The organism is Protaetiibacter sp. SSC-01, from assembly GCF_014483895.1.
GTDB lineage: Bacteria > Actinomycetota > Actinomycetes > Actinomycetales > Microbacteriaceae > Homoserinibacter.
In genome coordinates, this window is sequence record NZ_CP059987.1 from 1990604 (window position 1) to 2003770 (window position 13167).

General features: G+C 72.7%; 13 protein-coding genes and 1 tRNA gene. 6 read left to right on the top strand and 8 right to left on the bottom strand.

Annotation, left to right across the window (positions count from 1 at the left end):
* Nucleotides 1-93: 93 nt before the first annotated feature.
* From H4J02_RS09440 to H4J02_RS09460, 5 genes are all read left to right on the top strand, one after another.
* A complete protein-coding gene (locus H4J02_RS09440) occupies nt 94-1563 on the top strand; it encodes an HNH endonuclease signature motif containing protein (RefSeq protein WP_187674349.1) in 1470 nt (489 codons plus the stop codon).
* A 116-nt stretch (nt 1564-1679) separates the two neighbouring features.
* On the top strand, nt 1680-2243 hold the full coding sequence (locus tag H4J02_RS09445; RefSeq protein WP_187674350.1) for a dihydrofolate reductase family protein: 564 nt from the start codon (nt 1680-1682) through the stop codon (nt 2241-2243).
* A gap of 9 nt (nt 2244-2252) precedes the next feature.
* The gene (locus H4J02_RS09450) at nt 2253-3125 is read left to right on the top strand and encodes a carbohydrate kinase family protein (protein ID WP_187674351.1); all 873 of its coding nucleotides are present in this window, start codon (nt 2253-2255) and stop codon (nt 3123-3125) included.
* A gap of 202 nt (nt 3126-3327) precedes the next feature.
* Nucleotides 3328-3945: a pyridoxamine 5'-phosphate oxidase family protein gene (locus tag H4J02_RS09455; RefSeq protein ID WP_187674352.1), complete on the top strand. Its 618-nt coding sequence runs from the start codon at nt 3328-3330 to the stop codon at nt 3943-3945.
* Nucleotides 3946-4021: 76 nt separating this feature from the next.
* Complete coding sequence (locus H4J02_RS09460; protein ID WP_187676524.1) at nt 4022-5047, top strand: LLM class flavin-dependent oxidoreductase; 1026 nt, start codon at nt 4022-4024, stop codon at nt 5045-5047.
* Between the two features lie 24 nt (nt 5048-5071).
* On the opposite strand, the gene H4J02_RS09465 is transcribed toward H4J02_RS09460, so the two are convergent.
* Together H4J02_RS09465 and H4J02_RS09470 are read right to left on the bottom strand one after the other, a co-directional pair.
* A complete protein-coding gene (locus H4J02_RS09465; protein ID WP_187674353.1) occupies nt 5072-5785 on the bottom strand; it encodes a response regulator transcription factor in 714 nt (237 codons plus the stop codon).
* Nucleotides 5782-7005 (bottom strand): sensor histidine kinase, encoded by a 1224-nt coding sequence (locus tag H4J02_RS09470; protein ID WP_187674354.1) that lies wholly within the window; start codon nt 7003-7005, stop codon nt 5782-5784. Before H4J02_RS09470 ends, H4J02_RS09465 begins: the two co-directional genes overlap by 4 nt.
* A 143-nt stretch (nt 7006-7148) precedes the next feature.
* Here H4J02_RS09470 and H4J02_RS09475 point away from each other — a divergent pair, with 143 nt between their 5' ends.
* Nucleotides 7149-8519, top strand: a complete 1371-nt coding sequence (locus tag H4J02_RS09475) for an acyltransferase (RefSeq protein WP_262406011.1) — start codon at nt 7149-7151, stop codon at nt 8517-8519.
* Nucleotides 8520-8531: 12 nt separating this feature from the next.
* Here the strand turns inward: H4J02_RS09475 and H4J02_RS09480 are convergent, their stop codons facing one another.
* The 6 genes from H4J02_RS09480 to H4J02_RS09505 form a co-directional block, all read right to left on the bottom strand.
* Nucleotides 8532-8957 (bottom strand): HIT family protein, encoded by a 426-nt coding sequence (locus H4J02_RS09480; RefSeq protein WP_187674355.1) that lies wholly within the window; start codon nt 8955-8957, stop codon nt 8532-8534.
* A gap of 87 nt (nt 8958-9044) precedes the next feature.
* Nucleotides 9045-9120, bottom strand: a tRNA-Ala gene (locus H4J02_RS09485).
* A gap of 91 nt (nt 9121-9211) precedes the next feature.
* Nucleotides 9212-9595 carry a ribosome silencing factor gene (gene rsfS, locus H4J02_RS09490; RefSeq protein WP_187674356.1) on the bottom strand — a complete coding sequence of 128 codons (384 nt, stop codon included), beginning with the start codon at nt 9593-9595 and terminating at the stop codon, nt 9212-9214.
* Nucleotides 9596-9624: 29 nt separating this feature from the next.
* Nucleotides 9625-12348, bottom strand: a complete 2724-nt coding sequence (locus H4J02_RS09495; protein ID WP_187674357.1) for a hypothetical protein — start codon at nt 12346-12348, stop codon at nt 9625-9627.
* Nucleotides 12345-12908, bottom strand: a complete 564-nt coding sequence (gene nadD / locus H4J02_RS09500; protein ID WP_262406275.1) for a nicotinate-nucleotide adenylyltransferase — start codon at nt 12906-12908, stop codon at nt 12345-12347. Before nadD ends, H4J02_RS09495 begins: the two co-directional genes overlap by 4 nt.
* Nucleotides 12909-12956: 48 nt before the next feature.
* Nucleotides 12957-13157 carry a hypothetical protein gene (locus tag H4J02_RS09505; protein WP_187674359.1) on the bottom strand — a complete coding sequence of 67 codons (201 nt, stop codon included), beginning with the start codon at nt 13155-13157 and terminating at the stop codon, nt 12957-12959.
* Nucleotides 13158-13167 lie beyond the last annotated feature (10 nt).

The window sequence follows — 13167 nt, forward strand, 5'->3', positions numbered from 1 at the left end:
GTTTGATGACTTCTCCACCAATCGCCTGATTCTATGGTATATATGTTCGCGACTCGGTAGCGTGGAGGCATCCCCTCAACGAACGGAGTCACGGTGCCCCTCGACCGCTTGCTTCTCACCAGCGCACACGCGCTCGTGGACGCGCTGGGCGGAACCTCGCTCGACTCGGTCGACGCGCTCGGCGCCCTGCCGCCGGCGGCCGTATTGCAGGCGATCGACATCGTGGGCGATCTCTCCCGCATCGTCGACTCACTCGGCGCCGTCCTCTCCGCGCACGTGACTGAGCGAGTGCAGACGGATGCCGCCTTCCGCGTCGAGGCACTCGGGCGCGACGTGGGCGGTCGCCCCGCGAGCGAGCTGCTCCGCGACCGCACCCTGCTCGATCCCGAGGTGCTGCGCGATTGGCAGACCGTCGGCGACGGCATCGCGCCGCGCGTGTCTCTGCAGGGCGAGCCACTCCCCTGCCGGCACGAGGCGGTGTGCGCCGCGGTGCTGTCGGGCGACGTCGGAGCGCGCGCGGCGGCGATCATCGTGCGCGGGATCGACGCTGTGGCCCCGTTCGCCGACCTCGACTCCCTCCACGCCCTCGAGCAGACGCTCGTCGGATGCGCCGGCACCATCACCAACCGCCAGCTCGGCCGCCTCGTGCGCGAGCTGCCCGACCGGTTCGACGTCGAGGGCGCCGACGACCGCGAGGAGCGCCTCCGGGCTCGCGCGAGCGTCACGCTCCGTGAACTCCCCAGCGGGCTCACGCGCCTCATCGCCGACCTGCACCCCGAGGCCGCGGGCCTCGTGCGCGCCGCCCTCGACGCGCACACGGCGCCGCGGCGGCAGCCGACGTTCCAGGCGAGCGATGCGGGCGGGAGGCGCGCCGACAGCAAGGTCAACACCGAGCTCGACACCGACGTCAGCCCCGGTTTCGACACTCAACTCGACACCGGCCTCGACACCGAACACGACGCCGACCCGGCGCGCGATTCCGCCCTCGCCGATGTCCGTCCGCTCGCCCAGAAGCGCGTCGATGCGCTCGAGAGCATGGCGCGCAGCTTCCTCGCCCAGGACCGCGGCTCGCTCGCGGGCACCGCCGTCACCATGCTCGTGACCGTCGCGCTCGAGACGCTCGAGAGCGGCACGGGCACTGCCCGCATCGCGGGCGTCGACGAGCCGATCTGCGCGGGCACCGCCCGGCGGCTCGCGGCGGAGGCCGAGATCATCCCCGTCGTGCTCGGCACGGGCTCCGAGGTGCTCGACCTCGGGCGCTCCACCCGCCTCTTCACCGAGGCGCAGCGCCGCGCGATGGCCGCCCGCGACGGCGGATGCATCTGGCCGGGGTGCGACGTGCCGCCCGCCTGGTGCGAAGCAGCGCACCTCATCGCGTGGATACTCGCCGGACTCACCGACCTCGACAACGGCGCCCTCCTCTGCGCGCACCACCACCGGCGGTTCGACCACGAGGGCTGGGCGCTGCGGCGCGACGACGGGGTGCCGAGCCTCATCCCGCCACCCTGGCTCGACCCGCGCCAGCGCCCCCGCCGAGCGGGCCGCCTCACCCTCGCCGCGTAGCGCCGGGAGGTCGCCCGCGCCCTGCCGCGCCCGCGCCCTGCCGCGCCCGCGCCCTGCCGCGCCCGCGCCCTCGCGCCCCCAGGTGCTGTCGGCGGCGACCAGTACGCTTCTGCCCCATGGGACGCATCCGCTTCGACACCGCCACCACGATCGACGGCTACATCGCCGACGAGCAGAACTCGCTCGCCTGGCTCTTCGCCGTCCCCGGCTCCGACGACGCCGAACGCGACATCGCCACCCCCGACTCCGCTGTCGACGTCATGGGCTCCACCACCTACGAGTGGATGCTGCGCGAGATGGACCTCCTCGCCCACCCCGAGAAGTGGACCGAGTTCTTCGGCGCCAAGACCGTCTACGTCTTCACGAGCCGCGAACTCCCCACCCCCGACGGCGCCGACATCCGCTTCCTCCGCGGCGCCGTAGCGGATGCGCTCCCCACCATCCGCGAGACCGCGGGCGACGGCGACGTGTGGGTCATCGGCGGCGGCGACCTCGCCGGCCAGTTCCTCGACGCGGGCGCCCTCGACGAGCTCGCCGTGAGCATCGCCCCTGTCACCCTCGGAGCGGGTGCACCGCTCTTCCCGCGGCGCCTCGAGTCCGACCGCCTGCACCTCGTCGAGGCGACGCAGTTCGGGCAGTTCGTGCGCGCGGTGTACGAGGTGCGCGCACCCAGCGCCTAGCCTGGAGCCATGCGCCAGGTTGTCGTGATCGGCGACGCCCTCATCGACGAGCTCGTGGCCGACGACGGCACCACGACGCACATCGTCGGCGGATCTGCCCTCAACGTCGCCGTCGGGCTCAGCGTGCTCGGCGTGCCCTCCACCCTCATCGCCATGATCGGCGACGACGTCGACGGCGCCCTCATCCGCGGGCACCTCGCCGACCATGGCGTCGGGCTGCTCCCCACGATCACCCCGCACGGCACCGGCATCGCCCGCTCGGAACGCGTCCACGGCGAGCCGCACTACACGTTCAGCCACTCGATGGTGCACCGCACGATCGGCTTCGACGACGCCCAGCGCTCCGCGCTCGCGGATGCCGACCTCGTCGCCGTGAGCGGCTACCCCTTCGACGACGCCGACCAGGTCACCCTGCTCACCGAGGCCGTCGCGGACCGCCCGCACGTCGCCGTCGACCCGAACCCGCGCAGCGGCATGCTCCATGACGCCGACGCCTTCCGCGACGCGCTCCTCGGCTTCGGCGGAACCGCCCAGCTCATCAAGCTCGGCGACGACGACACCCAGCTCCTCTGGGGCGAACCGGTCGCCGACGTCGCACCCCGTCTCCTCGCGCGCTACCCCTACGTGCTCGCGACCGAGGGCAAGGCCGGCGCGAGCATCCGCATCGGCGACGCCCGCTGGCGCCACCCGAGCGTCGTCGAAGCGGATGCCGTTGTCGACACCATGGGCGCCGGCGACTCCGTCTTCGCGGCCGTGCTCGCCGAGATCGCGACCACACCCATCCGCGACATCGACTGGTTCGCCGCCCTGCGCCGCGCGATGCGCATCGCGGCGGCGACCGTGGCGCAGCCGGGGGCGTTGCTGCGGGTGCCGGAAGTTTAGCGGGGCGGTGGTCTCGAGACGCGTCGCTTCGCGGCGCTCCTCGACCACCGGGCAGAGCGGCGGTCTCGGCCATCTGGGGCAGAGCGGCGGTGCCGGGGCCCGGCGCTCCTCGACCGCCGAGAGACACAGCGCTCGGTAGGTGGCGGGCGCGCGGGTGTCAAGGGGCTGCCACCTCCCAGCGAATCCGACGCAGGCTCAAGACATGACCGACGAGACGCACACCCACGCCCAGCACGAGCACGCCCCGCACGAGCACGCACAGAACGAGCACGCCCAGCACGAGCGCGCCCACAACGAGACCGAGCAGGTCAAGGACGACATCACCGCCGCCGAGGTCACCGGCCAGGAGGCACGCGCGCGCCTCAAGGAGCTCGTCGAGGAGATCGACATCGCCGCCCTCACGACCCGGGATGCGCGCGGCAACCTCGTGAGCCGGCCCATGAGCACGCGCGAGGTCGACGAGGCCGGCGACATCTGGTTCTTCACCCTCGACGACAGCAAGAAGGTCGACGAGACCGAGCGCCACCACGAGGTCGGTCTCGCCTACCTCGACACGAGCGGCCACCGCTACGTCTCCGTCGCGGGACGAGCGGATGTCGTGCACGACCGCGCGCGCATGGAGCGTCTGTACTCCCCGTCGCTCGACATCTGGTTCGAGGACGGTCTCGAGACCGACGGCCTCGCCCTGCTGCGCGTGACGCCCGTGAGCTCCGAGTACTGGGAGCCGCGCCAGGGCAAGCTCGCGACCGCGGCCGGGATGCTCAAGGCCCTCGTGACGCACGAGACTCCCGACGACACGATGATCCATGGACGCGTCTGACCCGCTGATCACCGAGATCGTCACCGAGATCGAGCCCGAGGGAATGGCGCGACCTCACCTCCGCGTTGGTCCCGACGTGAAGAAGATCGGGTTCCTCTCCTTCGGCCACTGGTCGAACTCCCCCGGATCGCAGGCGCGCTCGGCATCCGACGTGCTCCTGCAGTCGATCGATCTCGCGGTCGCGGCGGAGGAGCTCGGCGCCGACGGCGCCTACTTCCGCGTGCACCACTACGCGCGCCAGCTCGCGAGCCCGTTCCCGCTGCTCGCCGCCGCGGGCGCCAAGACGAGCCGCATCGAGCTCGGCACGGGCGTCATCGACATGCGCTACGAGAACCCGCTCTACATGGCCGAGGACGCCGGCGCCGCCGACCTCATCGCGGGCGGACGCCTGCAGCTCGGCGTGAGCCGCGGCTCACCCGAGTCGGTCATCGACGGCTGGCGCTACTTCGGCTACGACGCCCCCGAGGGTCAGACGATGTCCGACGTGGCCCGCTCGAACACCGAGGTGTTCCTGCAGGTCATCGACGGCGCGCGCTTCGCGGCCCCCAACCCTCGGCCCATGTTCCCGAACCCGCATCCGGGTCCCCTCGGCATCGAACCGCAGTCGCCCGGCCTGCGCGACCGCATCTGGTGGGGCGCCGGGTCCGACTCGACAGCAGTGTGGGCAGCGGAGCGCGGCATGAACCTCATGAGCTCGACGCTCAAGGAAGACGAGTCGGGCGAGCCGTTCCACGTGCAGCAGCGCAAGCAGATCGAGAAGTTCCACGCGGCATGGACGGATGCCGGCCACGAGCGCCGCCCGCGGGTCTCGGTGAGCAGGTCGATCTTCGCGATCGTGAACGAGCTCGACGACCGCTACTTCGGCGGCGGTCAGCGCGACGACGAGGACCAGTTCGGGCAGCTCGACGACTACCGCGCCGTGTTCGGACGCAGCTACGCCGCCGAGCCCGACAAGCTCGTCGAGCAGCTGCGGGAGGACGAGGCGATCGCCGCCGCCGACACCCTGCTGCTCACGATCCCCAACCAGCTGGGCGTCGACTACAACGCCCACGTGATCGAGGCGATCCTCACGCACGTCGCCCCGCAGCTCGGCTGGCGCTGAGCCGCACGGCCGGCCCTCACTGGTTCAGCGCGGCTGCTCGCCCGGCGTCACGAGCCCCGACTCGTACGCGAGCACGACGGCATGCACGCGATCGCGCAGCCCGAGCTTCGTGAGGATGCGGCTCACGTGGCTCTTCGTGGTCTGCTCGGCGATGAAGAGCTTCTCGGCGATCTCGCTGTTGCTGAGGCCCGCCGCGATGAGCAGCAGCACCTCGCGCTCGCGCTCAGTGAGCTCGGCGAACGCGGGCACGGGCTGAGTGCGCCGCACGGGCGCGCCCACGAACTCCGCTACGAGCGTGCGCGTCACACGCGGCGAGAGCAGCGCATCCCCCGCGTGCACGGTCCGCACGGCCGCGACGAGCTCGTCGGGCGCCGCATCCTTGAGCAGGAAGCCACTCGCGCCCGCCCGCAGCGCCGCGAAGACGTAGTCGTCGATGTCGAACGTCGTGAGCATGACGACGCGCGGCCGCGGCGCGGATTCCGCGTCCCCTTCGGGTTGCGCGTCGCCCTCGGTCTCCCCGTCGCCCAGGATCGCCGCCGTCGCCTCGATGCCGTTCATGGTGGGCATGCGCACGTCCATGAGCACGACATCCGGCCGGAGCGCACGCACCTTCTCGAGCGCGTCGGCACCGTCGACGGCCTCGCCCACGACGTCGATGTCGCTCTGCGCCGCGAGGATCGCGACGAGCCCGACCCGGAACATCTGCTGATCGTCGACGACGAGCACTCGGATGCTCACGCGGTCCCCTCCTCACCCGCGCCCGGGTACGGGGCGCGCGCCACCACACGATAGCCGCCTCCCGCGAGGGGCCGGTCGTCGAGGGTGCCGCCCACCGACGCCATGCGCTCGCGCATGCCCCGGATGCCGTGCCCGCCCTGGTCGGACGCCGCCCCGCCCTCCGCGGGCTCCCCGTCGCCCGGCCCGTTCTCGATCGTGAGCCACAGCTCAGGCCCGACGCGCTCGAGCCCTACGAAGACCTCGGCGCCGTGCGCGTGCCGCACGACGTTGCTGAGCGACTCCTGGGCCACACGGTAGAGCGCGAGCTGCAGCGATGCGGGCAGCTCCGCGAGCCGCTCGGCACCCTCGCCGTCGCCGTCTCCCTCGGCGGGGAGCGACGCCGTGATGGCGACCCCGGCATCCCGCGTCGCCGCGATGAGCGCGGGCAGGTCGGCGAGGCCCGGCTGCGGCGCGTCGAGCACGCCGTCGCCCTCGCGCAGCACACCCAGGAGCCCGCGCATCTCGCGCAGCGCCGCGCGTGCCTGCTCGGCGATCCCGTCGAACTCGGCCGCGGCATCCGCGTCCAGCCCCTCGATGCGATACCGGGCGGAGGTGGCGCGCATGTGCACGATCGACATCGAGTGCGCCACGACGTCGTGCATCTCGCGCGCGATGCGGGCGCGCTCCTGCTGCCACAGCACGTGGGCGCGCTCGGCCTCGGTCTCCTCGCGGGCCTCGCGCACCTCGACGCGCGCGTCGACGAGCTGAGCGAGCATCGCGGCGGAGAAGAGGGCGAGGGCCGAGGTGCTCGCGGTGACGATGAGGTCGGCGAAGGCGCCCGCGGCCACCTCGCCGAAGGTCGCGGCGACGAGCGCCGACGAGGTGAGCAGCACGATGACGGCGAGCCACAGCACACCGCCGATGCGCCAACGCCCGTGCACCCCCAGCACGACGAGCACGAAGCAGAAGGCGATCATGCCGATCACGGGCATGGGCCACGGTCCGCCCGTGACGGTCGACGCGGCCGAGAAGCCGACGACGGCCGCCGCCTGCGCGCCCGCGCCCCACCAGGGCAGCACGGCCGACAGCAGCACGCTGCCGCCCAGCAGCAACCCGAACACGAAGGCGAGCGCGACCGGCACGTCGTAGAAGGCGGCATGCGTCGGGATGGCCACGGCGGCGATCACGACCGAGACGACCGACCACACGATCCACTCGACGGGGCCGCGAATCCGTTTCACACCGCAACGCTACGGGAGCCGACGCCAGCGTCTCATCCCTCGCGCGCGGGGAACGGCATCCGCGTGCCCCCTACCGCGGTACGGGGTGCGAACGGCTCTTCCGCGTGATGTGACGGAGGGGGTGCGGCGGCGAGTGTGGAACCATGACGACGTTCCTCGAGCCGCCGACCCGCACCCAGGCCGGCTCCCGCTCCGCCGCCACGCCCCGCGGCACCGCCCGCGACACGTCGATCGACGTCGCGCGCGCCTGGTGCCTCATGGTGGCCGTCGCGCTGCACGCCCTCATGGTGGGCGTGAGCGTCGTCGCGGGCACACCCGTGCTCGAGAACGCCATGGACTCCTACAGCGGATTCGCCGCTCTCACGTGGGTCATGCAGATCATGCCGTTGTTCTTCGTGCTCGGCGGCTTCTCGAGCGCGACCCAGTGGTCACGGCTGCGCGAGAAGGGCGTGCCCGCGCACGAGTACATCGCGATGCGGCTGGGCCGCCTCCTGGGCCCCGCCCTCGGCGCGATGGCCGTCACGGCCGCCGTTCTCGTCGGCCTCGTGCTCGCGGGAGTCTCGGATGAGGTGGTCGCCGTCGCCGGTTTCCGCCTGAGCCAGCCGCTCTGGTTCCTCGGCGTCTACCTGCTGCTCACGGGCCTCGTGCCCTTCATGATGATGCTGCACCGCACGGCCCCGCGTGCGACCGTGGCCGGTCTCGGCGCGCTCGTCGTGGGCGTCGACCTGACCCGCATCGGCACCGGCATCGAGGCCGTCGGCTTCGCCAACCTGCTCTTCGTCTGGCTGCTCATGCAGCAGCTGGGCTTCTTCCTCGCGGAGGGCCGCCCGAACCTCGACCGTCGCGGTCACGCGGTCGGCGCGGTCGCCGCTCTCGGCACGCTCACGATCCTGTGCACCTTCGGCGTGTACGACTGGGACCTCTACGAGAACCTCAACCCGCCCACGGCCGCTCTCGTGCTGTTCGGTCTCGCGCAGATCTGCCTGTTCCAGCTCGCCCGACCCATCCTGCGCAGAGCGCACGAGCTGCGTGCCGTTCAGAGGATCGTCGGCGCGATCAACGCCCGCTCGATGACGATCTACTCGTGGCACATGCTCGTGCTCATCGGCATGGCCGGGGTGCTCATGTTCACCGTGGGCGAGGCCCTGCCGACGCCCGTGAGCGACGAGTGGTGGGCGACCCGCCCGGCGTGGTTCGCCGCCGCGACGCTCATCACCGTTCTGCTCGTCGCCCTCGTGGGGCGCCGGGAGGCCCGCGGTGGTGCGCGGATCGCTGCCCGCGAGAGCAGCCGGAAGCGCACGACCACCGCGCTCCTCCTCGCAGCGGGCGGCGTGCTGCTCGTGCTCGTCGTCGGCGCCTCGCCCCTCGCGTGGGTGGGCGGAGCGGTGCTCGTCGCCGCGGGGCTCGCCATCGCGAACGGTCTCGGCGCTCGCCGCCTCGACGCCGCGCGCGTCGGCGCGGGCGGGGTCAGGGCAGCGGGGTTCAGGGCAGCTCGCATCAGGGCAGCTCGCTGAGGGCAGCTCGCATCAGGGCAGCTCGCTGAGGGCGCGACGGATGCCGTCCGCCGTCTGCTGCGCCTCCGCATCCGTCTTGTAGGGGCGCCGCGGGCCGAGCCAGAACCGCAGCCCGTCGCCCTTCTTGCGCGGGATGACGTGCAGGTGCAGGTGCGGCACGCTCTGGCTCACGACGTTGTTCATGAGGATCATCGAGCCGTCGGCGCCCATCGCCGCCTCGACGGCCCGCTCGAGTCGCTGCGAGGTGTCGACCCACTCGCGGGCGAGCTCGAGCGGCAGCTCGGCGTAGGTGCGCACGTGCACGGTCGGCACGAGCAGCGTGTGACCCGCGAAGAGCGGACGCGCGTCGAGGAACGCCACGAGCGTGTCGGTGCGCAGCACCTCGAACGCGGGCGCGTCGCCCGCGACGATCTGGCAGAAGACGTCGGGCGCGCTCACGCGGCATCCTCGCTCGTGCGGCGCATCATGCCGTCAGTCTACGAACGCGCTCGAATGCGATCGCCCGCAGGAGTGAAGCAGAACCGGTGGTGGATCTGAGGGGACTCGAACCCCTGACCCCCTGCATGCCATGCAGGTGCGCTACCAGCTGCGCCACAGACCCGGGCTGTTCTCCCGGAGGAGACAACTCCCCTAGCCTACAACATCCCGCGACCCCCTCGTGCACCTCACGGACGCGAGGGGCGGGATGCGGCTCAGGCCTGCTCGACCTGGTCGGGCGTCGGCAGCTCGAGGGCGATGACGGGCGCATCCTTCCAGAGGCGCTCGAGCGAGTAGAAGAGCCGCTCCTCCTCGTGGAAGACGTGCACGACGATGTCGCCGAAGTCGAGCAGCACCCAGCGGCCCTCGGTGCGGCCCTCGCGGCGGAGCGGCTTGGCACCGGCCTCGATGAGGGCGTCCTCGACGGCGCCCGCGATCGCGAGCACGTTGCGCTCGTTGTCGCCGGAGGCGAGCAGGAACACGTCGGTGAGGGGCAGCGGACCCGACACGTCGAGGGCGACGAGGTCCTCGGCCTTCTTCGAGTCGGCGGCGAGGGCGGCGATGCGCACGAGTTCGCGCGCGCGGTCGGATGCAGTCACAGAGGGGGGTTCTTCCGGGTCACGGGCCGTCAGCCGAGCACGCCCGAGGCGAGAGCCACGACGAGGAGGGTGACGACCACGACCGCCATGCCGGCGGCCGCGATGATGAGGGCGGTGAGGGCGCGGTTTCCGCGCTTCGGCTTGATGGTGCCGATGATCTCACGCGAGGACGTGTGCGAGCTGACCGCACGGATGGCGCGCACCGGCTGCGAGTCGGTCGACGCGACCTGCGCGTCGCCCGGGTCGAGCAGGTTGTCGAGGTCCGACTCGTCGAGCTGCGCGGGCAGCGCGCCCGTCGAGGCGAGGCTCGCGGGGAGCGAGATGGACCCCGTCACGAGCACGTCTCCCGTGCTCCTGATGGGACCCGTGATGAGGTCGCCGTTCGGCACCTCAGGAAGCACGAGCGCGTTCGCGGTCGCCGACGAGACGCCCACGCTGCGCGAGATGGCGCCCGTGTCGGGCTGGGAGTCGTCCTCCCACTCGGCCTGACGCGACCAGTGGTTGCGGGGGCGCTCCCCCGGCACGGGCTGGGGCTGCGCCTGCTCGGGCTGCGGCTGATCGGGCTGCGGCTGCTCGGGCCGCGGCTGCTGCTGTGCGTCGGGCTGGCCCTCAGGCTGAGCCTCGGGCACGGCGCCCGACGGCAGGATGACGGCGTCGTCCGTCGGCGACGGCGTCGGCATACCGGGCGTGAGGCCCCACAGCGGCGGCGCCGAGGTGACGGGCGACGCGGATGCGGCAGGCGGCCACACGGGCGACTCCGACGCGGATGCGGCAGGCGGCCACACGGGCGACTCCGACGCGGTCGGCGGCCACGCGGGCGATTCGGATGCGGCGGGCGGCCACACGGGGGACGCGGACGCCGTGGGCGCCTGCTCCTCGACCTGCGGCTCCTCGACCTGCGGCTTCTCGGCCGGCTGCTGGTCGGCGGGCGCGGGCTCCTGCACCTCGGCCGGCGGCAGCTCGACGGGAGCCGCCGACGCGGACGACGACGGCACCGGCTGCCAGGTGTTCGGCTCCGGGAGGTACGGCTCGGGCACGTAGGGCTCGGCCGCGGACTGCTCGTGCTGCACGGCGGGCTGAGGCGCGGCCGACGGGCGGTCGTCCGCATCCGGCACGACCGGGAGCGAGCCGCTCTGGGCGCGGAAGAGTGCCTGCAGGCTCGCGATGGCATCCGTCTGCGGCTCGGCCGGCTCGATGAGCGGCGGAGGCGTGGGCTGCGACGACGACGCCTCGGGCTGCTCGTCGGCGGCCTCGTTCGCGGGCTGCTCGTTCCACGTGTGCTCGGCCTCGGCCGGAGTCTCGGGCTCGGCCGGACCCGCGAGCAGGTCATCGAACGACTGCGGCGCGGCGGGCTCCTGGCCGTAGGCAGGCGCGGTGGAGGCGCTGTACGCGGGAGGGGTCGATCCGCCGAAGATGGGCGGCGTCGAGGCACCGTAGACCGGCGGGGCCGACGCCTCGGCGGGCGGCACGGGTGCCGCCGACCCTGTCGACGACTGCTCGGGGTACACGGGGGCGGTGGAGCCCCCGTAGGCGGGAGCCGCGGAGCCGCCGTAGGCGGGCGGGGTCGACGCGCCGTGGGCGGGCGGGGTCGAGCCCTGCTGCTCGGGCGTGTGCTGCTCGGAACTCTCCTGCGAGGTGGCCGGCGCGGCGGACGCCTCGGCACGCTCCTGCGCCTCGCGCAGCGCGCGCAGCTCACGGCGGCTCATCGTGCCCTCGAACCCGGCGACCGGGCCGGCAGTGGGCCACGCAGGCGCCGCCGTCCCTCTCGTCCCGCTCTCCGCGGGCGCGGCGTCGGCGGGCACGGCGCCGTCGGGCGCAGCGCCCTCGGGCGCAGCGTCAGCGGGGGCTGCGTCAGCGGGGGCTGCGTCAGCGGGGGCCGCGTCAGCGGGGGCCGCGTAGGCGGGCCCGGCCGACGCACCGTACGCAGGAGGCGTCGAAACAGCGTATGCGGGGCCCGCGGAAGCACCGTAGGCCGGCGGCGTGGATCCCCCGTCGACCGGCGGCTCGGATTCCCCGTGGACCGGCGGCGTGGAACCGTGCACGGGCGGCGTCGACCCATACGCAGGCGGCGTCGAGGCGAACACGGGCGGAGTCGAACCGTAGACCGGTGCGGCCGAGTCGCGGCCGGCATCCGCAGAGCCGTAAGCGGGACCGGCAGAGCCGTAGGTCGGGCCGGCAGAGCCGTAGGTCGGACCGGCAGAGCCGTAGGCCGGGCCGGCAGAACCGTAGGCGGGACCGGCAGAGCCGCCGTACTGCGGCGGGGCCGACGACGCATCCGGCACCTGGCCCGCGCTCGGCGGGAGGGGCGTGTCGTCGCGGTTCTGGGTCTGGTAGTCGAGGTCGGCGGGCTCGGCGGATGCGGGCGGCCGCCCGAGACGCGCCGCACGACGGCCCTCCGGGCTGTAATCGCGGTAGCGGTAGCCCGACGGCTGCTCCTGCTCGCCCGAGGCGGGGGCCGCATCCGCGTCGTCCGCTGCGACGGGTGGAGTGGTCGCCCACGAGGGCGCGACGGGCGCGTCGTACTGAGGCAGCGGCGCGCGCTCCTGCGTCACGTAGCTGAGCGGCTCGGGCGGCGCACTCGTCGGCCGCTGCTCGCCGCCGCCGTCCTGCGCTGCACCGTCTTGCGCGGCGCCGTCCTGGCCGGCGTCGCCACCGGTCGCGTCAGACTCAGCGGCCTCCGCGGCGCGAGCGGCAGCGGCCTCGCGCTCCCGGATCTCGCGGCGCGAAAGCGGCTGATCCTGGTAGGTCGTCATGTCGTACTCCGATAGAGGTGGTGCTTGGAGATGTACTGCACAACACCATCGGGGACCAAGTACCACACCGGGAATCCCCGGCCCACTCGCTCACGGCACTCCGTCGAGGAGATCGCCAGGGCGGGCACTTCCAACGAGCTTACGCCAGCCTCAGGCAATCCGCGAATGTCGAGGGCGTGCCCTGGCCGTGAAACTGCTACGAAATGAGCGAGCTCCCACAGCTCCTCCACGTCCTTCCACTGCAAGATCTGCGCCACCGCATCCGCGCCCGAGATGAAGAACAGCTCGGCATCCGGACGCTGCTCCCGCAGGTCTCGGAGGGTGTCGATCGTGTAGGTGGGGCCGTCGCGGTCGATGTCGACACGACTGACCGTGAACCGCGGGTTCGACGCCGTCGCGATGACGGTCATGAGGTACCGGTGCTCGGCCGGGCTCACGTCGGACTTCATCCACGGCTGGCCGGTCGGCACGAAGACGACCTCGTCGAGATCGAGGGTCTGCTGCACCTCGCTCGCAGCCACGAGGTGGCCGTGGTGGATGGGGTCGAAGGTTCCGCCCATGACGCCGATTCGCGGTCGGCGCGCGGCTCCTTCGCTCACAGCGCGAGCTTAGTGGTGGCCGCCGCCGTGACCGTGAGCGGCGTCGTGCTCGGCGACCTTGTCGGCGTGGCGGTTGGCGACGTCGCGGTAGCTGTACGTGACGAACCCGAGCACGATGAAGACGATGGCGGCGACGAGGGCGAACACCCACGGCGGGGCGATCATCGGGGCGAGCTCTTCGTGGGCCTCGACCAGGAGCGTGCTGAGCATGGGGTCGATT